Source organism: Mesorhizobium sp. WSM4810, from assembly GCF_055811235.1.
The window spans coordinates 38,070-58,080 of sequence record NZ_JBVVQV010000003.1 but is presented as its reverse complement, the minus strand read 5'-3'; the positions used below and the strand labels follow the sequence as shown (position 1 = coordinate 58,080).

The window sequence follows — 20,011 nt, the reverse complement described above, 5'->3', positions numbered from 1 at the left end:
ATACGGGGAGAAATGCCCGGCAGGGCAATGAGGGGCAGCGCAAACCTCAAGCGATTGCCCTGTCTCTCTCGCCGGCTTGCCTTTACATCGCCATTGTCGACGTGCCAGAAGCGCGCTCAAACGAGCAAGACCGACGATCGGAGAAGACTTTTGAAGCCGGACGAAATCAGAAAGCTGGACGCCTATTTCAAGCGCGTCTTCCAGAACCCTAAGCTTGAAGTGAAGGCGCGGCCGCGCAAGGACGATTCGGCCGAGGTCTACGTCGGCGACGAATTCCTCGGCATCGTCTTCAAGGACGAGGACGACGGCGACTATAATTTCTCGATGGCGATCCTCGACATCGACCTCGCCTGAGCCGGGAGGCGATCGGTGCCGGCCGACCTTGAGCCAGCTTGCTCGCCGCACCCTCTTCTTCAACGTTGGCGATTGGCGAAAGAAGAACGAATAGCCAATCTCCCCCCTTGAGGGGGAGATGCCCGTAGGGCAGAGGGGGGTGCTGGGGGGTGCTGTCCCGCCGACGTCGCGCAAATTTCTGCGCTGCTGCGCGATCAAAAGTCACTGAGCAGATTTTCGCACAGTTCGCTTCATCATCATCCTAATGCCCGGCCTTCAGCATACGCGCAGCCTTGGCGGCGATGGCTGCGTCGAGCGCCTGCCAGTCGCCCAGAAATTCCATGGGAAAGCGGTAGGTGAGGCTGAGATTGTCGCCGACCAGAATGTCGCGTTCGCAGGGCGCCAGCGATTGCGCAGCACTTGGGCCGCTCAGGCAGCGGGCCACGAACGGGTGCTTGCCCCGGCGATTGCCGACCACCAGCACCTCGTTGAAATAGCCCGATTTTTCATTGAAGCCGTAAAGCGTCGTGCCGCCCGGACCGGCGTGCCGGGTTCGACAATCAGGGCGCTGTAGATCGGCGCGAAGCGGCCGCTCATGTCTCGCGACATGACCTGTCGTTCGAACGACAGAAAGATGATGCTCTTGCTGGGTCCAGTGTGGTTGAAATCGTCGCGGGCCGCCTCGCTGTAGCCGTCCATTTCGGGATAACGCAGATAGAGGTCGAGGCGCGAGGCGATGCCGTCGCGCCGCGCCTGGTCGAAGCGGATGACATTGGCCGGCACGGCGATGACGTTGTTGCCGATCACCACCTCGTGGACTGTCGTGTCGTCGGTATATCCGGCCATGGCGATTGAGCGGCCCAACCATTTGCCGCCAAGGCTGATCGTCATCGAAAGCACTGCCAGCGCAGCGAACACGTAGAACACCCGCTTCATCAGCTTGGAATCGACGACGGTGAGTTGCGGACCGTTGGCGGTGGCTGCCTGCTTCATCGCGATCCCCGATTATCGCGTGGCACGGCTCTTGCGGCACGCCTGTCGAAACACGACTGTGCGATTTCATGGTAAATGGAAGGTGAAGATGGGTCCGGTTGGACACACACTTGTTGCTTTTAGTGTTGCCTGACGGCGCTGATCTCTTGCGGTTGCACGGCGACGATCTTTGGCGTTGGGCGTCGTGCTGATCGACATTGCATCCCAGGCAGGCACTCACCTAGGGTCGACCGATCTTTCAGCCTGAGACGATTCGGAGGAGAAACATGCCGCTCTATGCGATCGACGGAAAAGCCCCCGGTTTCGAGGACGCCGACAGCAACTGGATCGCGCCCGACGCTACCCTGATCGGCGACATACAGATCGGCCGCAACGCGGGCTTCTGGTTCGGCGTCGTCATCCGCGGCGACGACGAGCCGATCATCATCGGCGCCGATACCAATGTGCAGGAACACACGGTCATGCATACAGATGTCGGTTTTCCCCTGACCATCGGGCAAGGCTGCACGATTGGCCATCGCGCCTTGCTGCATGGCTGCACGATCGGCGACAACAGCCTGATCGGCATGGGCGCCATCGTGCTGAACGGCGCGAAGATCGGCAGGAATTCGCTGGTCGGCGCCGGCGCCCTCGTCACCGAAGGCAAGGAATTCCCCGATAATTCGCTGATCATCGGCTCGCCCGCCCGTTTTGTGCGAACACTGGACGATGCCGCGGTGGCAAGCCTGCGCGCTTCGGCCGCGCACTACGTCGCCAACGGCAAACGCTTCAAGGCGGGGCTGACGAAGACCTGAGGCCAGCCTTGGTCAAATCTTCGGCTATATGGTTCACCGGCATCGTCGCCCAACTCACCGTCCATTGGAGCCACGCCTGGTCATTGCATCGCACAGCAACGAAGCGCCGGCTTCAAAGCCGGCATTGTGGGCGTCCTCAAGGGCTGTCGTATAGTCGTCGATGCGGGTTTCGAGCGATGGGTCGGCGCCCGCCGCCAACAGCAGGCGGATGGCATCGACGCTACGGATGGCGACCGCATAGTGAAGCGGCGTCCAGTCGTTTACGCCCCGCATGTTGAGGTCTGCGCCCCCATCGATCAGGGTTCGGACTATTTCCAGTCTGTCAGCCCGGTCGGCGGAGAGTGCCGCAATGATTGCCGGAAAACCGCCGTGGTGGTGATAGTTCGAGTCCGAGCCCGCATCCAGTAAGATCGAGATGAAAGCGGCGGGGCTCCAATAGATCGCATACTCCAGTGGATGCCCAAGGCCGAGTTCAAAGGGCATCTGCTCGTCGAACCAGCCGGGTGAGCCGCCGAGAGCCACACCGAGGGCCTCGAAGTCGCCCGCCTTGAACGCGTCATCGATGGCCTTGAACAGGCGGTGGCGCTCGCATCGATCTTCCGGGATTTCCAACATCGCAGCGATCCGGAGGTTGAATTGGCCGCCATATTGCTCCCATCCGCCGCTGCCTGAAAGCCCCATGGGCGGGTTGCGATTGGAGAGCAGGTCGATAGCTTTGCGCAGCCGTACGCCGAACTTATCGCATCGACATCAAGTTCGTGATCAGACCTGCCTTGATGTCGAGTGCGGGTCGATGGGCCTCCGGATGACCGATGTCGTTCAGCTGATCGGCCATCAAGTCGGCTAGTGCCCTGCGTCTTGCGACGGTCCGTCGCCACCCCCTGAAATCGGCGATCATCATTGTTACGCTTTTCAGGCTGGGTCCAAACAGATGTCTTTTCGACGTGCGGGCGGCGCGAGTTTGCGTGTCAGCCATTTTTAGTCTCCCATTTCGAGATTTGCGGATGAGAGCGTGCCATGCGGGTGTTTTCGGGCTGTTCGGCTGTGCGTGAAAAAAACCGAAAAGCCCGACGAGCTGCCGTTAAATCGGTGTTAAAACTATCCTCCGAAATGTATTCCGCCGCGGCGGTCAAAGTCTGGAGACCATCTGTGCGCATCAGGTTGCTGGGCGGCCTCGAGGTTACTTCGCCGGAGCGCCGGCCCGTCCGTTTCGCCACGCGCAAGACTTCGCTTCTTTTTGCTGCCCTGGTGCTGGCGGGCCACCGCGGCCATCGTCGCGAGCAGCTTTCCGAGGCCTTTTGGCCGGGACGAAGCAATGGCCAGGCCCGCAATAGTTTGCGGCAAGCGCTGGTCGACATCCGGCGCTCGTTCCCGACCAGCAAGGATGCCACCCTCTACATCGATGGGGATCAGGAAGCCATCGCGCTGATTGCCGGTCGGGATGACGCGGACATTTCGATCTTCGACCGGAAACTGGAGCAGGGCGGGGCGGCCGATCTCGCCGTCGCCGCCGACCTCTACCGCGGTGGGGTGCTTGCGGGGGAAGCCATTCCTGAGGAACTGGATGAGTGGTTTGGACCCTATCTGGACAGGTATCAGTGCAAGGCCCTGCAGTTGGTCGATCGGCTGAGCCTCGCGCTGCCGATACCCGGCTCAGCGGAAGAGACGGCCTGCGAAGGGCTCGCCGAGAGATTGCTCGCCTCAGATCCTACCGCGGAGGCCGCCCATCGGGCGCTGATCCGGATCCACGCGCATCGCGGCCACGAAAACGCCGCCTTGCGCCAGTTCGAACTTTGTCGGACTGCCCTGAAAAAGCAGCTGGATGCTGAGCCGGAGGCGCAGACAAGCTCGCTGGCGGCTTCTCTGCAGTCCCGCGAACGACCTGGGGATCAGCAGCCGGGGCCAAGCTCTGGCGTCGCGGCGCCGGCACAGGTGCTGGCAGTCCTAACGAGACACGGCGACCAGCCGTCAATTGCGGTGCTGCCGTTTCAGAATCTAAGCGGTGATATCGAGCAGGAATATTTCGCCGACGGAATGGTGGAGGACATCGTCACCGCCCTGGCTCACTTTCGTGCCCTGTTCGTAGTCGCACGGAATTCGAGTTTTACCTCCAAGGGACGTCGATAGACATAAAGCAGGTCGGGCGTGAACTGGGCGTGCGCTATGTGGTCGAGGGAAGTGTGCGGAAAGCGGGTGAGCGCCTGCGCATCACCGGACAACTTCTCGACGCTTCGAGCGGCCTCCACCTGTGGGCTGACCGTTTTGAAGGTACTCTAGCCGAGGTTTTCGATTTTCAGGACCAGATCGCCTCGAGCATCGTCGGCGCGATCACCCCAAAGGTCGAGGAGGCCGAAATTGAGCGCGCCAAGCGCAAGCCGACTGAGGACCTCGACGCCTACGACTATTATCTGCGCGGGTTGGCGTCCCACGACCGAGCGGTCAACACCAAGGAAACCATGGATGACGCTCTGCGGTTCTTCATGAAGGCGATCGGCTGTGACCCGGTGTTCGCTGCCGCCTATGCCCGGGCGGCGCGCTGCTATGCGGCGCGAAAGAGCAACCGCTGGATGATCGATCGCCTAGAAGAGACTGCCGAGGCGACCCGACTGGCAAAGAGAGCGATCGAATTTGGATGGGACGATGCAATTGCCCTTTCGTACGGCGGATACGTGCTCGGCTATGTAGGCGGCGATGTGGAGGAAAGCGCGGCGTACATCGAACGCGCGCTTGGCCTGAACCCGAACTTGGCTGCGGCGTGGGGTTACAGCGCCTGGGTTCAAGCGTGCTTAGGTGAGCCGGAGAACGCCGTCGAGCGCGCCGCGCAGGCAATGCGCCTCAGTCCGTTCGATCCTCGCTTTTTTGTTTGGGAATTTTGCACCGCACTCGCTCACTTTTGTGCCGGGCGCTACAACGATGCTGCTGAGTGGGCGAAAAGGTCTTTGCGCTCGCAACCAAACTACGCGAGTGCGACGCGTGTGGCGACGGCAAGTTACGTCTTGGCCGGTCGGCTTTCGGAAGCCGAGAAGATGATGGCCCGCCTGCGCGAACTCGACCCTACGTTGCGGCTTTCGAATCTCGCTGAGGTGCTGCCGCCGTTTTGTCGACCGGACGATCGCAGCAGATATATCGAAGGACTTCGCAAGGCGGGCCTGCCCGATTAACGCCGTGTCAGCGTGAAGCGAGGCAAACGGCTTCGGCACCAGATGGCCGACGTACTGCCGATGGATGCTAACTATAAGGTGACGGTTGACCGTGGAAGCCTGTGACCTAGCTTAAAGCTTAGCCGGACCGTCCAGAGCCGGAAATGGTGGGATGGTGCGCTACCGTGGGAGAACTCTCGGGACGTTGAGATGCAGAGGTGCAAGTCGGCTTTTCAGAGCCTGTGCGCCCTTGGCGGCCGACAATCGGCGGCCATGGCCTGTCAAGTTTCGTTTCAAACAAAAGTCATCTGCGCCGGCACGCCTATCAACGCGCGACCGCCGCTCCGCCATGCAACAACAATTCGAGCACTGGAGGGACCTCGAAGCAAGTGACAGCTTCGAACGCGACCAAAGGCTTTAGCCAGCACCAAGGCGAGGGGCCAACAACGCTTCACGATCTTAAGATTACACCCAAAACCGCACAGGCACGGCAATGCCAAATCATCTTGCCGAAATTTACGCAAACAGCGCAGATCTCGCCGTCCTGGGCGGGATAGCAGCATTTGCCTCGATGGGCCTCTATCTTGTGCTAAGGCGTATCCTTATCGGGGTGCAACGGCGTCGCCTCAAATCAGATGTGAGCGAACGCGGATCTGACCTCCCCGAGGAGGAGGTGTCTTGGGATTGGGAAATCCCGGTCGACCTTGCAACCGAGTCTGCTTCTTCTTCTTCTCAGGTTGCCGTGCCCTCAGACGCGGCAGACCTGGATATTCGGCGTCAGGATGCCAATTGCCTTCGGTTCGGGGTGCGAATCGAGTATTTCGACGTGATCTCCGAAGATTGCGAGAGCTCGTCTGTGACCCGGACCAACGCTTTCGCTTCCGCGACGAACATAGCGCAATCCGGCCGACTTGCGACATCGATCAGGGAAATCGCTGGCTATGTTCATAGGCAGGTGGCGGCAAATCTTGCCGCCCTAACTAGTCCAGTATTGACGGCTCTGAGCCGTATGCCAACACAACTCGCCCTCGCGGAGAATCCCGACCCCACCACAGCGACGGCCTCACCTCCTCGCATTCGCAGGCCGATCGGTCTTGTGCCCCGCTTTGGCGTCGCAGCAATCTGTCTGGCCGTGCCGCTTAGCTATGCGATGACGAGACAAAACTGGGTCGAAAGCGCCCCCGCCATTTCGCTGGTCCAGGGCAACGTCAATCCGGAGCTTTCGCGATCCTTCGAGCTTCCGGCGAGTGCTGCATTGGATGTGCGTAGGCCAGCCCAGGGAGACGAGCGCACGAGTGTCGAATTGCTCAGCCCGGATCTCACGGCTGCCCGGGCGCAAGTCGGAGCAGCTGGTGCTCAGGCAGCCGCAGCGAAGGAATTGGACGGCCAGGAGCGCCGGGCGGCGGGAGGTGAGCGCGCCAGGAGCGCCGCTCTGCAGCGAGCGCTGCTCGAATCGCGCAAGGAGATCGACGCGCTGAGGACAAGCATGGCAGCCGCCGCCAACGCACGCCAGGAGCAATTGCGCAACGAGCTCGCGGCAGCCCGTACAGCTGACGCATTGCGGCGCCTTGCGGGAGATGCCCGTACGATGCTGAGCGAGGCCACCAACTATGTCTTTACGGAGATGCCCGCTGCTCACCTGGAGCGTCAGCGAGCCGAATGGGTGGCGCGCGATCTATCGCGAGCGCAGGCGCAAATTGAGCGGCTTGAGACCGAGGCCGCCGAGGATCGCGCCAAGGCCAAGGCTTCGCTGGCGCAAGCGAGCGGAATGCTCGATGACGAACGCCGAAAGTCAGACGAACTTCGTGGCGAGCTCTCCAAAGTGAAACTGTCCAATGCTGCGCTCATGGAGCGCGCGGACGCGGCTGAGCAGGAATTGACCGGTGCCGTCACAGCGAGAGAACGAGTGGAGCAGACGGCAGCCGAGACGGAGCGGGCGCTGGCGCGACAACAGGCGGCAGCAGCGTCGACGCGTGAGGAGCTGAAAAAAGCTCGCCTCGAGCGCGACGCGGCTGAACAGGAACGAGCCAGGGCAGTCTCAGCGAGAAAGCGTGCCGAGCAGACTGCAACCGAGACATCGCAGGCTCTGGCAAGAGAACGCGCTGCAGCAGTCTCGACGGGGGAGGAGCTGAAAAAAACTCGCATCGAGCGCGACGCGGCTGACCAGGAACGAGCCAGAGCAGTCGCAGCGAGAGAACGAGTGGAGCAGACTGCAACCGAGACGGCGCATGCTCTGGCACGAGAACGCGCTGCGGCAGTCTCGACCCATGAGGACCTCGATAAAGCTCGCCTCGAGCGCGACGCCGCCCGAGCACTTTTGCTACAGGTCGCCAAGCTGAAGGAGGCTTTGGACAAGCAACGTGACGTCACTGTTTCTCTTTCCCGCGACCTGGCCGCCGCGCGCGCGGACAATGACAGGCTCAGGGCTGAGCGTCGCAGCGCCAAGATTGAGCCGCCGCTGAAGCGGCGCGCTGGCCGCGCAGCCGCCGCTGCCGGCGGGGTGAAGGCTGTCAGCCAGAAGACTGCACGCAGCAAGGCTCGCGACCCGGCGCGGATTGCGGGGGTGCGTTCTCTCACACTTCCCTATCCCCTCAGGCCAAGACAGGCGACATTGGAGTGATTTCCAAAACGACTGCGCGGTCCTCCTGTTGAAGGCCCAAGCTCTTTGAGATCATTGCGACACGTGTGTATTGCGAGAGTAGACTAGGATGAATCGAATCACCCCATTCGAATTCATTCTGCTCTCGTCGGCGAGTAGTTCTGCGCGATACGCTATGTCAGCCCGATCACACTGCCTGTAGCATTCAATTCGCATTTGATCGGCGCCTGCCGCGTCTCCACGTTGCCTTGCCGTCCATAGTCGATGCTGACCTCGACGGGAGCTGAGATCGTATCCGGGGTCAACCGACGCATGGAACCTGCGCTGCTGACGCGCACACTGGTCGCGCCAAACGGGGCGGCGGCTGACTCGATTGCGTCATGGCAGGCGCGAACGACTTCATCCGGGACGCCCGGCAGCGCCTTGATTGGACTGACCGTTGCTGGACTGTCGACGTCACCAGGAGGCTGAAGGCTGGACGGAAGGTCGAGCGACCGTCCACTTGCGGACCGGGCGACACTGACGGCAGTGGCGGCCGTGGTTGCCGCAACTGCCGCCGTTGCAGTGGTGCTGGTCCCATCGTCATCCACCGGTGACCTGCTGCTGGAGCCGCTGGGTCCTTTGTGCGCGCCGTCTTTGCGGCCTTCACCGTGATGGCTGGCAGCGCTATTGCCTCCGCCACCCTGGCTGGCAGCGCTATTGCCTCCGCCACCATGGTTGCCACCGCTTTTGCCTCCGCCGCGCTCGCCGCCGGCGGTAGCTCCTGCGCAAGCTACCGCGATCGAGCAAACGAATACGAAATATGCCCAGCTGGATTCAGAGGATTGACGCACGACCACCTCCATAAAGTGCGTCGGTCGAACCGTCTTTCCGCGCCATGCAGTCAGAAAAGCGCAACCGCCGCCGCCCCCAGGCAAACCTCGCGACTAACCGCCCACGGAGAGTAACTAGGGGATCAATCCGGTGTATCAAGGACGCTGTACGCGGTACGTGCGTCGTCCCGGCTACCGGCGGGAGGGGAGGCCACGATCTGACCACGTCGCTGACATTCTGAGGTGCAGCGTTAGAGAACTGCAAGCGTCTCTACAACTAGCCGACTCGCCTTTTGATGAGATGGTCTGCGAGGCCGGCCGCCTCGTCGGCGATTGCCGGTATTGTCTCCCGATTTCCGCGTCGATCCGGAAAAACGAGGCCGGCAAATAGAGGCCCGGAAGAATGCCCACATTCGTGTGCACGCCCGCCTCGCTGTCGCAGGAAGTCTGGCTTGGGCTTGGCGCCCAGGCCGGCGAGGCGAGGTTGCGCAAGGTGGTGACCGGCGGTGGCTTCAAGCGCTTCCGTCGCGCCGCCGAGACGCCGTTCAACATGGTGCTGGAGGCTCGCCCCTAAATGCGAAACAACGACCTAAAGCGCGTCGCATGAGGCCGCTCAAACGCGACGCGCTTTAGAGTGCGGACGCTATCTGGCGCGGCCGTCGCAAATGCATGTCGCGCAAAAACGCGCGGGGCTTCCGGGACAGCGTGCCGCTTCAAAAAAGTGGAGCCGGCCCGGGGACGGGGCCGGCTCCTAAACCCGGTCGTTGGGGACGGGGAGGTGGGGCTCGACCGGGCTTTTGCGTCGCGTCCTTAGCGGACGCTGGCAACCGCGCCGGAGCGGCCGTCGTTGATCGTTACCCAAGCGCCAGAATTCTGGCTCGATTGGCGCTTCAGATAGGTGTAGTCGGTGTTGGTCCAGGACAGCACCCTGGTTTCGAGATTGTCGAGGATGAACTCTCCGAGGCTGGTGCGCACGGTCAGCACCGCGTGGCCGTCTCCGTTCGGCTGGCGCGCAACCGTCATCAAGAGGTCGCCGGCCGGAACGCCGATGTTCATCAACGCGCGGCGCTTTTCCAGCGCATAGTCCTCGCAGTCGCCGAATTCGCTGTTGGAATAGGACCAGACCTCTTCCTTGCCCCACAGTTCCATATCGGTGCGCGGCGCGATCCTGCTGTTGACCGAATTGTTGATGCTCACGATCTTCGCCCACAGCTTGCGGGTCAGTTCGATCGGCGCCTGCTTCGGCGTCCGCTGATTGCATTCCTGCGGAATTTTCTGGCAGAACTCGTAATGGCCGACCGGCTGTGTGGTGCGGCTGCCGGTGTGCATGAAGGCAGGTCCCGCTGCATACGCTGTTCCCCAGGCGGTAAGCTGCGTCGCCATTGCCAAGAGCAACAGCTTGCCCCTCGTCTTCTTCATCGTCCAGTCTCCCCGTTTGAGGAGACAATGACACGATTGGATTTATTCGACGCAAAGGCTCGAAGTAGACATTAAGTAAAACGCCCGTAGAATAAACATAAAATTTGAATCATTTCAGTATAAAATTGTTGAGGTGGTTTTCGCCGGGATCACATCGGCGCGGCGCCTTGGCGCGGCATCGGTGGCAGGCTGCGTTGACCGGCGCTCCAACAAAAAAACCGGCCGAAATGGGCCGGTCGATTGCGGGAATGTGCGCTGTTTGTCAGGTGCCGGATGCGTTGAATTCGGAATCGAGCGTTTCCGGCCGCTGGATGACCGCGAACTCGATGGCGATGCCGTCCTCGAAATGGCGCACCACCTGGCCGCGCATGGTGCCCAGCATGACTTGGATGCCGATTGCCGGCTTGACGTCGATCTCGACCGCGGCGCCCGAAAGCGACAGGTCGATGATGCGGCACTGGTACTGGCGCCCGTCGCCGAGCTGAAGCACGCTGGTCGGATTGCGCGGCGCCACGCGTTCGTGGCGGCGGTCTTCCGGCAGATCGAGCTCGTGCTTGTTGGCAAGCCAGGTCAATTGCGCTGCAAGCTTGTCCTTCTTGCGTTCCGACGCGATGACCGTCATCGCGAAACCGTCCTGCAGGATACGGGTGACGACGCCTTCGATGCGGCCGATGTGATCGATATAGGCGATGACTTTCTCGCCCGGCATGCCGATGCGCTCGGTGCGAAGCGCTACATTGCCCGGCGACATGTCGACCACCTGACACGGATGTTCGGTGCGATCCTCCAGCATGAAGCGTCCATAGATTTTCACGCGGACGCGCTGAAAGTTGCGCCTTTCAGCTTGGGACGGCGCGGTGTCGACCGCCGCTGACCTCATGACTGCCTACACCCCGTTTGGCATTCCGCGCGTTGATGCGAGGAACTTCGCCGGAAAGCTACAGCGAAGCGGGTTAACAAAGGGGAAAGCCTGGCGCCGCTACTTTAGGATTTTGGATTATTCCCCGCGCCCGCCGTCGAATACGACCAGATGACGGATGCGGCGTGCCTGGCCGAGCGCCGAAATCGTCTGGGACGGATCGAGTTCCGACGGGACAAGCGAGGGAACGTCGATGGCCGGCCGGTTCTTGAGGAATTTCGGTTCCTTCTCCGGATCGACGAGACGGATCGAATCGATCAGGGCGTCGGCGATCGGATCCGCGCCCAGCCAGAAGGGTTTTTCAGCGGCGCTTATCACGCCGAGGCAGCGCGGATTGTCGACGCCGCCGTCGAGCGGCAGGGCGAGCAGCTCGAACTTGCTGGAACGGTCGGTGCGGCTGAAACCTTCATAGGTGATGAGCACGACGGATTTTTGATCGAAGACGCCCTGGATCAGTTTCGAGATAAGCCGCTGGTCCTTCTCGCGCCAGAGCGAGGGAAAGGAAAACCCCTTGAGTTCACGGCCATAGACCGCGCAAAGCCTGGTGCCGGCGAGCCGGAATACCGCTTCGCCGCGCGTATCTTTTTCCAGGATGAATGTGTCGGCCAGCAGCGACTTGATATCGGCCGGCTCGACTTCCGAACGCTTCGGGGCAGGGCGCCCGTCACGCAGCCGGTTCCAATAATGGAACAGCGTGATCGATCCGTTCTGGTTCATGTTATGCTGCTCCGCGCAATCTGTCGTCTGATGTCCCATCGGTGAACAGAAGGGCGCCCTCCGAGGACCTACATGCGTTGCGGAGCAGGATGCGTGCCAGCATCGTTAACACTTGTTCACGGGTCGGGGCCGTTAAGGTTAACAAGTGGTTTACGTTGCGCTCCGCCCAGGCCCGTGGCACGTTAAAACCACTCCTAGAAGCGGTCGTTTCGCAGCGATCGGCAGCATTTCAGTCAAGAGTTTGGGGGAGCATGGGGGCTCGACCAGCCGTTCAAGGGCAACCTTGGACGGCTTCTTTTTGATTCGCGCCAATTTTGATTCGCGCCGTTTTGATTTGCGTGGGGCGATTCGCCCTTTGTGAATCGGGTGACCGTGATCTACATGCTCGCGAAGTCGAAACCAGCGACTGAGTGCGAGCCATATGAGCGAACCAGCAAGCCCCTCGGAAATCGAACAGGGCGAGGGCGGACCTGTCGGCCGTGAGCCGGAGCCGCGCCGCGAGCCGGTGTTCAACATGCCGCCCGTTGTGCTGGCGGTGATCGGCATCTGCGTCGTCCTCTATCTCATCCAGGAATACGTGCTTAGCCAAAGCCAGTTGCTGACATTGTTGTACGATGCGGCCTTCATTCCAGTTCTTTATACTGGCCAATATGGCTTCGACTGGTTCCTGTTTTCCCGGCCTTTCACCTATGCCTTCCTGCATGGCGGCTTTGCTCATCTGGCCGTCAACATGGTGTGGCTGGCGGCTTTCGGCTCACCACTGGCGAACCGCTTCGGCGCGCTTCGTTTCAGCCTGTTCTTCGCCGCGACCGGGCTGGCGGCCGTGGTGCTGTTCTGGGCCGTGCATCCGCTCGGCGAGGCGCCGCTGGTCGGCGCATCGGGGGCGATTTCCGGCATGATGGGGGCCGCCGCGCGCTTCGGCTTCCGCACCGACCGCTCGTCCGGCAAAGCCGCCTTCGCCGGCGCGCCGCTGCCGATGGCGGCGGTGTTCCGCTCGCGCGGCGTTGTGACTTTTCTTGCCATCTGGATGGTGATCAATCTCGCCACCGGCCTCGTTGCCTTCGCGCCCGGCATCGACAGCCAGATCGCCTGGGAGGCTCATATTGGCGGTTTTGTCGCCGGCTTCTTCGGCCTGCGGGCTTTCGATCGGCGGCAGCAGGCCGACGAGTTCAGGGCCTGAGCCTCGCCGCACTTGAAAACCAATCGATCGCGGCGCACGATGTCTGGCACTAGGGAAAGCCGGTCAGGGCAGGAACCGGCAAGGTGAACTGAGGAGGACGCCATGACTGTTAAGGCAATTCTCGAGCAGAAGGGCCACGACGTGTTGACGCTCGGGCCGAACGAAAAACTGAGCGAGGCCATTCGCATCTTGGCCGAGCACAGGATCGGTGCGCTGGTCATCACCAATGGTGATCACAAGATCGTCGGCATCCTTTCCGAGCGCGACGTCGTGCGGGTCCTCGCCAGGGAAGGGACCGCCGCATTGGATATCGCGGTGCGTTCGGCGATGACCCCCAAGGTGAAGATCTGCAATGAGAACCACACCGTCAACGAGGTCATGGAGATCATGACCAGTGGCCGTTTCCGCCATCTGCCGGTGGAAAAGGACGGCCTGCTCGACGGCATCGTGTCGATCGGCGACGTGGTCAAGCGGCGCATCGAGGATGTCGAGCGCGAGGCCGCAGAGATCAGGGCCTATATCGCGACGGCGTGAGATCGCCAGCAAGTTTTGTCGAAGTCGGCGCCGCCCCCTCATCGCCCTGCCGGGCACTTCTCCCCGTATAGTGACGGGGAGAAGGGGCCGGCCGCAGCCTTGGCGGCTTTTCTTGCTACAATGGAGATTGGCGAAATCGTTGATGCGGGCGCCCCTCTCCCCGTCACTATCGGGGAGAGGATGCCGGCAGGCAGGTGAGGGGCAGCGCAAACGTTTCCAATAACGGTTGCCCTACCAGCCTGCGGCTTCACGCTTGTCTCCTTTTGCGGTTTGCATTAGCGCATGACTTCACTTTAAACGTCGAATTCACGTGAATTCCGTCACCGATAACGCGCAGGCCGCCATGACCCTCATCGACACCCGCACACCCGACGCCAAGCGCCTGATATCAGGCGCCACCGGCGACTGGGAGATCATCATCGGCCTCGAGGTCCATGCGCAGGTGACCTCGCAGGCAAAACTGTTCTCCGGCGCCTCGACGGCGTTCGGTGCGCCGCCAAACGCCAATGTCAGCCTTGTCGATGCGGCGATGCCGGGCATGCTGCCGGTCATCAACGAGGAATGCGTCAAGCAGGCGATCCGCACCGGCCTCGGGCTGAAGGCCGAGATCAACCACAAATCGGTCTTCGACCGGAAAAACTATTTTTATCCCGATCTGCCGCAGGGCTATCAGATTTCACAGTTCAAGCAGCCGATCGTCGGCGAGGGCAAGGTGATCGTCTCCGTCGGTCCCGACCGGCAGGGCGAGTTCGAGGACATTGAGGTCGGCATCGAGCGCCTGCATCTGGAGCAGGATGCCGGCAAGTCGATGCACGACCAGCATGCGACGATGTCCTATGTCGATCTCAACCGCTCCGGCGTGGCGCTGATGGAGATCGTCTCCAAGCCCGACATGCGATCCGCCGACGAGGCCAAGGCCTATGTCACCAAGCTGCGGACCATCGTGCGATACCTCGGCACTTGCGACGGCAACATGGACGAAGGCTCACTGCGCGCCGATGTCAACGTCTCGGTGCGCCGGCCCGGCGGCGAATTCGGCACGCGCTGCGAGATCAAGAACGTCAACTCGATCCGCTTCATCGGCCAGGCCATCGACTACGAGGCGCGCCGCCAGATCGCCATCCTTGAGGACGGTGGCAAGATCGACCAGGAAACGCGGCTGTTCGATCCCAACAAGGGCGAGACCCGCTCGATGCGTTCCAAGGAAGAAGCGCACGACTACCGCTATTTCCCGGATCCCGACCTGTTGCCGCTGGAATTCGACCAGGCCTATGTCGATGCGCTGGCAAAGGATCTGCCTGAACTGCCCGACGCCAAGAAGGCGCGGCTGATCTCCTCGCTCGGCCTGTCGACCTACGACGCCTCGATCCTGGTGTCGGAAAAGGCGGTCGCCGACTATTTCGAGAAGGTGGCCGCTGGTCGCGACGGCAAGCTTGCCGCCAATTGGGTCATCAACGATCTGCTCGGTGCCTTGAACAGAGCCGGCAAGGGTATTGAAAATGCTCCGGTTTCGCCCGATCAGCTCGGCGCGGTCATTGACCTGATAAAAGAGGGCACCATCTCCGGCAAGATCGCCAAGGATCTGTTCGAGATCGTCTGGAACGAAGGCGGCGATCCGCGCCAGCTGGTCGAAAGCCGCGGCATGAAACAGGTCACCGACACCGGCGCCATCGAAAAGGCGGTCGACGAGGTGATATCAGCCAATCCCGACAAGGTCGAGCAGGCGCGCGCCAAGCCGAGCATGGCCGGCTGGTTCGTCGGCCAGGTGATGAAGGCGACTGGCGGCAAGGCCAACCCTCAGGCCGTCAACGACCTCGTCAAGGCCAAGCTCGGGATCGAATAGGATGATGTTCGTTCGCACCGCTGGCGAGCGCGATCTTGCCGCGGTCCGGGCGTTGCTGGTCGAAACGTGGCACGCCACCTACGACGCCATCTATGGTGCTGCCAAAGTCGCTGAGATAACAGATGAATGGCATTCGATCGCCTCGCTCAAGGCGCGGCTGACACGGCCGAACTCCGAATTCCTGGTCGCAGACGATGGCAACCGCATTGGCGGGATGGCGTTCGCCGCAGCCACCACGGATGCGAGGATCGTCATGCTGAACCAGCTCTACGTGCATCCGGCCTGCCAGAGGCAAGGGATCGGCCAGGCGCTGCTGGAAGAGGTCGAGGCCAGCTTTCCCGAGGCGCGGACGCTGCGTGTCGAAGTGGAAGAGGCAAATGCTCCCGCCGTCGCCTTCTATCACTCAAAAGGGTTTTTGCCAGCCGGGAATACTGCTGACTGTGGCGGTGGCTCAGGGCTGCCGGCGCTGATTTTGGAAAAGGCGATCGAATAGATTTGCCTGGCCTGACAGGTCGCAGTCAGTTGCGTTTTTACGGGGCTGCGCCGGTCGGTTGCGGGCTGAATTGCGGAATGGCGGTCCGCAAAAAACACGCCCGAAGGTAGAAATTCACCAGTGGCTAACGCTGAGGCAAAAAGCATGGTGCGACGCACAAAAATATTGCAATGCACTGCAGATGCCGTAACGTCAGGTTCTAGATGAACGAGACGGCCTTTCTACAAAGGTCGCCCACCGCAAAGGATGGAAACTATGACCAAGACCGCTGATAAAACTGCTGAAAACGTTGAGAATGCAGAAGTCCAGACCGAGGTAACCGATCAGTTCCGTGCTGTCGCCGAAAAGGGCGTCGAGCAATCGAAAGAAGCCTTATCGAAATTGGCGACCGGCGCCGAGGCGACCCAGAAGGCTCTTGAGTCATCCTTCGAAACAGCCAAGACCGCTAGCAATGAGCTGTCGCTGAAGACGATCGCCGCTTTGCGCGCAAATGTTGAGGCCAGCTTTTCTCACCTCGAAGCCCTGGTTACCGTGAAATCGCCCTCCGAGTTCGTCGAACTGCAGACAGACTTCTTGCGCAAGCAGGTGGAAAAGACGGTCGAGCAGAGCAAGGAGCTTCAGGCGGCGGCGACGAAAGCCGCGGAAGACGTATCCAAGCCGATCAAGGATGTCTACGAGAAGGCGATGAAGGATCTCAAGGTCGCCTGATTGGCCTTGATGCCTGATTGGCCCTAAGGCATGTCGCGCAAAAGCACGCCCTCGGGCTTGAACCGAGGGTGCGAAGCGGTTTTGCAATAGCGACATGCGTCAAAGCAACAACCTGAAGCGCGTCGCATGAATCCATCCAAACGGCACGCGCTTCAGGCGGAGGGAACTTCCACATTGTCGATCAGCCGGGTCTTGCCCAGCCAGGCGGCTGCGAGCAGGCGTCCGTCGCGGTCTGGCCGCCACGGGGCGAGCGTCAGGCTCTCGCGCGCCGCGACATAGTCGACTTTGTCGAAGCCGGCCTCGACCAGCGCGCGGCTGGCCTCAGCGGTCGCACTGCCTTCATCCGCGCCTGCCGCGAGTGCCGCCGCCGTTCGGCGCAAGATGGCGTTGAGCTGGCGCGCCACCGCGAGCTCGGTTTCGCCGAGATAGGCGTTGCGTGACGACATGGCGAGCCCGTGCGCGTCGCGTATTGTTGGCGCGCCGATGATGTCCACCGGCAGATCAAGATCGCTGCAGAGCTGCCTGACGACGCAAAGCTGCTGATAATCCTTTTCGCCAAAGACCGCGCAGTCGGGCGACGCCTGCAGGAAGAGCTTTGCCACGACGGTTGCGACGCCGTCGAAGAAGCTCGGCCGGAAATCCGATTCCAGCCCGGCGGCTGGCCCGCCGACCGAGATCCTGGTGGCGAAGCCGGCCGGGTACATCTGCGCCACACCAGGGGTGAAGGCAAGTTGTGCGCCGGCCTCGGCCAGCCGATCGAGGTCGCGGCCGAGCTGGCGCGGATATTTGTCGAGGTCTTCGCTCGGCGCGAACTGGGTTGGGTTGACGAAGATCGAGACAACGCAGCGATCGGCCTTCTCCAGCGCGATCCTGATCAGCGAGATATGGCCGTCATGCAGCGCACCCATGGTCGGCACCATGGCAAGGCTAAGGCCATCGCGACGCCAGTCGCGGATTTGCGCGCGAAGGGCGGCGACGCTGTCGACGACGAGAGGTCGGCTCATGCTTCGCCCCGGCTCATGCTTCGCTCTTGTCGGCTGCGGCCGAAAAAACGTGGCTCGGGCCGGGGAATGTCCGGCTGCGCACCTCCGCTGCATAGCTGGCTGCCGCCTGCGATATGACGCTGCGCAGGTCGGCATATTGCTTGACGAATTTCGGCACCCGGTCGACGGTCAGGCCGACCATGTCGTCGATGACCAGGATCTGGCCGTCGCACTCGCCGCTGGCGCCGATGCCGATGGTTGGAATGGAAATGTGCCGGGTGATATCGGCGGCGACGGTCTCGACGGTGCCTTCGATGACCACCGAAAACGCGCCGGCTTTTTCGACCGCCTCGGCGTCGCGATAAAGCGCAGCCACATTCTCGTCGGTCCGGCCCTTGATCCTGTAGCCGCCGTCGCTTTCCACCGATTGCGGCTGCAAGCCGATATGTCCCATGACCGGAATGCCGGCAGCGACAATCGCCGCAATCTGTCGGGCAACTGTGACGCCACCCTCCAGCTTGACGGCCTGGCAACCGGTTTCGCCGACAATCCGCCGCGCCGAGGCGACGGCTTGGCGCGCCGTCGCCTCATAGCTTCCGGCCGGCATGTCGACCACCACGCAGGCCTTGGCTGACCCTCGCATCACCGCTTGACCGTGGGCGATCATCATCTCCAGCGAGGCGCCCAGCGTGGTCTTGTGGCCATGGAGAACCATGGCCACGCTGTCGCCGACCAGAAGCAGGTCGACATGATCGTCGAGCAGGCGAGCGATGGGATAGGTATAGGCGGTGAGGCAGACGATCGGCTCGCCGCCCTTGCGCAGGCGAATGGAGCTGGCACTGATCCGCGGATCGGCGCCGGATGCGTGTGGGGCCATCATTCCCTCCCTCAACCGTCAATCAGGCAGGGTACCTGCATGCGGCGCGCTGAGCTTTAGAAAGGCCAGGCAGCCTTGGCAAGGCATGCCTCGACAGGACGCGAAAGGCTTGCCACGGTGCGTCGGTTTTCCGACGGCCATTTGCACGGCTCATGCGGCAAAACCCTTGCCTTGGCGATGGCCTGACGCCATAAGCAGGAAACAGGCGCCGCCGCTGCCGCCACGAGGACTTGCCGCGAGGATTTTGGATGAAGACTTTCCTTCTGCAGTTTTTCACCTGGTGGAACAGCCAGACGCTGGGCACGCGCTTCCACACCTGGCGGCATGGCAAGAAAGTCGGGCAGGACGAGGCTGGCAACGTCTACTACGAGGGTGGTGTCGATTCGGAAGGCCGCACCCGCCGCTGGGTCATCTATCGCGACTATTCGGAAGCCTCGATGATTCCGCCCGGCTGGCATGGCTGGATGCATCACCGCGTCGATGTCCCGCCGACGAGCGACACCTACAAGCCACGCGACTGGCAGAAGCCGCATCAGCCGAACCTCACCGGAAGTGCCGCGGCCTATCGCCCCAAGGGCTCCATACTCAGCAATCAGCACCGCCCGCAGGTGACCGGCGATTACGACGCCTGGACGCCGGGGTCGTAAGAGACTGTTTCGAAATTCGCTCTGGCGAGTCATATGGTGGTGGTTTCGAGAACCGGCGCGGAGCGGACATTTGGGTCCGTGAGCCCGCGCATGACCCCGAAAATCCGAAAGATTTTCGGAAAGGTTCATGCGCAAAACCAAAAGTGCTACAGCGTCCTTTGCGCGTCCAAAGGACGCGCGGCGCTGTAGGTAAGCGCAGAAAACGCCGTCAGATGGCCGCCAGAGTAGAGTTTCCAAACGGTCTCTAACCGCTCGCCAAGGGCGGATCGATCCTTTATCGCCACAATTGGCGTTTAGCTGCTTGTCGATCTGACAGCAGCGACTAGCCTTGGGCGCGACAGAATCACCCCGGGCGCAAACCACCGGATCCCTGCATGAGCATTTTCAGCCGAATTTCGATGGGCGGACTGACGACGGCCGCCGCTTTTGTCGCTTGCGCCATGGCCGCCGCTCAGACGCTGGAGGCGCCAGTGGACCCGGGGGCGCCGACGGAATTTGAGGCGCCAGTGGACCCGGGGGCGCCGACGGAATTTGAGGCGCCAGTGGACCCGGATGCGCCAATGGAACCGGATGCGACAGTGGAACCGGATGCGACAGTGGCGCCGGCGGCACCGGCCGCACCACAACGCATCACCAATCCTGTCGCCGAATTCGCCGGCATCGACAAGATCACCGGCCGCATCATCACGTTCGATGTCTATATCGACGAAACGGTGCAGTTCGGCGCTTTGCAGGTGACGCCGCGCATCTGCTATTCGCAGCCGCAAACCGAAGAGCCGAAGACCGATTCTTTCGTCGAGGTCGACGAGATCACGCTGGATCGCAAGATCCGCCGTATCTTCACCGGCTGGATGTTTGCCGAAAGCCCCGGCCTCAACGCCGTCGAACACGCCGTCTACGACGTCTGGCTGAAGGGCTGCAAGCAGAAGTCGGAAGTGCCGGCACCCGACGCGGCCAAAACCAATTAGCCAAGACCAGTTATAATGCCTGGCGTGCGGGATCGCCTGTTCGGAACCGCCT

The 20,011-nt window shown here is 61.6% G+C and carries 16 protein-coding genes and 3 pseudogenes; 12 read left to right on the top strand and 7 right to left on the bottom strand.

Annotated features, from left to right (window positions below; genetic code table 11):
* Positions 1–150 precede the first annotated feature (150 nt).
* The gene (locus tag AC0L3O_RS05380) at positions 151–354 is read left to right on the top strand and encodes a DUF3126 family protein (protein WP_013531334.1); all 204 of its coding nucleotides are present in this window, start codon (positions 151–153) and stop codon (positions 352–354) included.
* Between the two features lie 241 nt (positions 355–595).
* Here AC0L3O_RS05380 and AC0L3O_RS05375 read toward each other — a convergent pair.
* Positions 596–1,326 (bottom strand): annotated as a pseudogene (locus tag AC0L3O_RS05375) (hypothetical protein).
* 266 nt (positions 1,327–1,592) lie between these two features.
* Between AC0L3O_RS05375 and AC0L3O_RS05370 the strand changes: the two are divergent.
* The gene (locus tag AC0L3O_RS05370; RefSeq protein ID WP_473609172.1) at positions 1,593–2,120 is read left to right on the top strand and encodes a gamma carbonic anhydrase family protein; all 528 of its coding nucleotides are present in this window, start codon (positions 1,593–1,595) and stop codon (positions 2,118–2,120) included.
* 54 nt (positions 2,121–2,174) lie between these two features.
* Here AC0L3O_RS05370 and AC0L3O_RS05365 read toward each other — a convergent pair whose 3' ends face one another.
* Positions 2,175–2,735, bottom strand: coding sequence for an ankyrin repeat domain-containing protein (locus tag AC0L3O_RS05365; RefSeq protein WP_473534516.1), 561 nt, complete (start codon positions 2,733–2,735; stop codon positions 2,175–2,177).
* A 534-nt stretch (positions 2,736–3,269) separates the two neighbouring features.
* Here AC0L3O_RS05365 and AC0L3O_RS05360 point away from each other — a divergent pair.
* The 3 genes and pseudogenes from AC0L3O_RS05360 to AC0L3O_RS05350 all read left to right on the top strand — a co-directional run.
* Positions 3,270–5,281 (top strand): annotated as a pseudogene (locus tag AC0L3O_RS05360) (BTAD domain-containing putative transcriptional regulator).
* Positions 5,282–6,410: 1,129 nt separating this feature from the next.
* Positions 6,411–7,880, top strand: a complete 1,470-nt coding sequence (locus AC0L3O_RS05355; protein WP_473534515.1) for a hypothetical protein — start codon at positions 6,411–6,413, stop codon at positions 7,878–7,880.
* A 1,200-nt stretch (positions 7,881–9,080) separates the two neighbouring features.
* Positions 9,081–9,245, top strand: a pseudogene (locus AC0L3O_RS05350) (SAM-dependent methyltransferase); the annotation flags it as partial.
* A gap of 236 nt (positions 9,246–9,481) precedes the next feature.
* Here the strand turns inward: AC0L3O_RS05350 and AC0L3O_RS05345 are convergent.
* The 3 genes from AC0L3O_RS05345 to AC0L3O_RS05335 form a co-directional block, all read right to left on the bottom strand.
* Positions 9,482–10,090 (bottom strand): transglutaminase-like cysteine peptidase, encoded by a 609-nt coding sequence (locus AC0L3O_RS05345; protein WP_023798174.1) that lies wholly within the window; start codon positions 10,088–10,090, stop codon positions 9,482–9,484.
* A 262-nt stretch (positions 10,091–10,352) separates the two neighbouring features.
* Positions 10,353–10,970 carry a PilZ domain-containing protein gene (locus AC0L3O_RS05340; protein WP_027154470.1) on the bottom strand — a complete coding sequence of 206 codons (618 nt, stop codon included), beginning with the start codon at positions 10,968–10,970 and terminating at the stop codon, positions 10,353–10,355.
* A gap of 117 nt (positions 10,971–11,087) precedes the next feature.
* Positions 11,088–11,726 (bottom strand): PAS domain-containing protein, encoded by a 639-nt coding sequence (locus tag AC0L3O_RS05335; protein ID WP_091591271.1) that lies wholly within the window; start codon positions 11,724–11,726, stop codon positions 11,088–11,090.
* Positions 11,727–12,147: 421 nt separating this feature from the next.
* Between AC0L3O_RS05335 and AC0L3O_RS05330 the strand changes: the two genes are divergently transcribed.
* The 5 genes from AC0L3O_RS05330 to AC0L3O_RS05310 all read left to right on the top strand — a co-directional run bounded on the left by AC0L3O_RS05330 (position 12,148) and on the right by AC0L3O_RS05310 (position 16,484).
* Complete coding sequence (locus tag AC0L3O_RS05330) at positions 12,148–12,906, top strand: rhomboid family intramembrane serine protease (protein WP_027154468.1); 759 nt, start codon at positions 12,148–12,150, stop codon at positions 12,904–12,906.
* A gap of 102 nt (positions 12,907–13,008) precedes the next feature.
* Positions 13,009–13,440, top strand: a complete 432-nt coding sequence (locus AC0L3O_RS05325; RefSeq protein WP_128168516.1) for a CBS domain-containing protein — start codon at positions 13,009–13,011, stop codon at positions 13,438–13,440.
* 343 nt (positions 13,441–13,783) lie between these two features.
* The gene (gene gatB, locus AC0L3O_RS05320) at positions 13,784–15,283 is read left to right on the top strand and encodes an Asp-tRNA(Asn)/Glu-tRNA(Gln) amidotransferase subunit GatB (protein WP_023798169.1); all 1,500 of its coding nucleotides are present in this window, start codon (positions 13,784–13,786) and stop codon (positions 15,281–15,283) included.
* A gap of 4 nt (positions 15,284–15,287) precedes the next feature.
* Entirely contained in the window at positions 15,288–15,776 is a 489-nt protein-coding gene (locus tag AC0L3O_RS05315) for a GNAT family N-acetyltransferase (RefSeq protein ID WP_473534655.1), read from the top strand.
* Between the two features lie 255 nt (positions 15,777–16,031).
* Positions 16,032–16,484, top strand: coding sequence for a phasin (locus AC0L3O_RS05310; RefSeq protein ID WP_027154463.1), 453 nt, complete (start codon positions 16,032–16,034; stop codon positions 16,482–16,484).
* Between the two features lie 152 nt (positions 16,485–16,636).
* Here the strand turns inward: AC0L3O_RS05310 and panC are convergent, their stop codons facing one another.
* Positions 16,637–17,488, bottom strand: coding sequence for a pantoate--beta-alanine ligase (gene panC, locus AC0L3O_RS05305; protein ID WP_473534513.1), 852 nt, complete (start codon positions 17,486–17,488; stop codon positions 16,637–16,639).
* Between the two features lie 13 nt (positions 17,489–17,501).
* Positions 17,502–18,344 (bottom strand): 3-methyl-2-oxobutanoate hydroxymethyltransferase, encoded by an 843-nt coding sequence (panB, locus tag AC0L3O_RS05300; RefSeq protein ID WP_473534512.1) that lies wholly within the window; start codon positions 18,342–18,344, stop codon positions 17,502–17,504.
* Positions 18,345–18,592: 248 nt separating this feature from the next.
* Between panB and AC0L3O_RS05295 the strand changes: the two genes are divergently transcribed.
* Positions 18,593–18,991 carry an NADH:ubiquinone oxidoreductase subunit NDUFA12 gene (locus AC0L3O_RS05295; protein WP_023798164.1) on the top strand — a complete coding sequence of 133 codons (399 nt, stop codon included), beginning with the start codon at positions 18,593–18,595 and terminating at the stop codon, positions 18,989–18,991.
* A gap of 374 nt (positions 18,992–19,365) precedes the next feature.
* Positions 19,366–19,959: a DUF2155 domain-containing protein gene (locus AC0L3O_RS05290; RefSeq protein WP_473495175.1), complete on the top strand. Its 594-nt coding sequence runs from the start codon at positions 19,366–19,368 to the stop codon at positions 19,957–19,959.
* The last annotated feature ends 52 nt before the right edge of the window (positions 19,960–20,011 follow it).

Excerpts from the sequence above, each read along its gene's own strand:
- AC0L3O_RS05310 (WP_027154463.1), top strand. The coding sequence starts at position 16,032 with ATGACCAAGACCGCTGATAAAACTGCTGAAAACGTTGAGAATGCAGAA.
- AC0L3O_RS05295 (WP_023798164.1), top strand. The coding sequence starts at position 18,593 with ATGAAGACTTTCCTTCTGCAGTTTTTCACCTGGTGGAACAGCCAGACG.
- AC0L3O_RS05340 (WP_027154470.1), bottom strand. The coding sequence starts at position 10,970 with ATGAGGTCAGCGGCGGTCGACACCGCGCCGTCCCAAGCTGAAAGGCGC.
- AC0L3O_RS05330 (WP_027154468.1), top strand. The coding sequence starts at position 12,148 with ATGAGCGAACCAGCAAGCCCCTCGGAAATCGAACAGGGCGAGGGCGGA.
- gatB (WP_023798169.1), top strand. The coding sequence starts at position 13,784 with ATGACCCTCATCGACACCCGCACACCCGACGCCAAGCGCCTGATATCA.
- AC0L3O_RS05345 (WP_023798174.1), bottom strand. The coding sequence starts at position 10,090 with ATGAAGAAGACGAGGGGCAAGCTGTTGCTCTTGGCAATGGCGACGCAG.
- AC0L3O_RS05315 (WP_473534655.1), top strand. The coding sequence starts at position 15,288 with ATGTTCGTTCGCACCGCTGGCGAGCGCGATCTTGCCGCGGTCCGGGCG.
- AC0L3O_RS05355 (WP_473534515.1), top strand. The coding sequence starts at position 6,411 with ATGACGAGACAAAACTGGGTCGAAAGCGCCCCCGCCATTTCGCTGGTC.
- AC0L3O_RS05370 (WP_473609172.1), top strand. The coding sequence starts at position 1,593 with ATGCCGCTCTATGCGATCGACGGAAAAGCCCCCGGTTTCGAGGACGCC.
- panC (WP_473534513.1), bottom strand. The coding sequence starts at position 17,488 with ATGAGCCGACCTCTCGTCGTCGACAGCGTCGCCGCCCTTCGCGCGCAA.
- AC0L3O_RS05325 (WP_128168516.1), top strand. The coding sequence starts at position 13,009 with ATGACTGTTAAGGCAATTCTCGAGCAGAAGGGCCACGACGTGTTGACG.
- panB (WP_473534512.1), bottom strand. The coding sequence starts at position 18,344 with ATGGCCCCACACGCATCCGGCGCCGATCCGCGGATCAGTGCCAGCTCC.
- AC0L3O_RS05365 (WP_473534516.1), bottom strand. The coding sequence starts at position 2,735 with ATGTTGGAAATCCCGGAAGATCGATGCGAGCGCCACCGCCTGTTCAAG.
- AC0L3O_RS05290 (WP_473495175.1), top strand. The coding sequence starts at position 19,366 with ATGAGCATTTTCAGCCGAATTTCGATGGGCGGACTGACGACGGCCGCC.
- AC0L3O_RS05335 (WP_091591271.1), bottom strand. The coding sequence starts at position 11,726 with ATGAACCAGAACGGATCGATCACGCTGTTCCATTATTGGAACCGGCTG.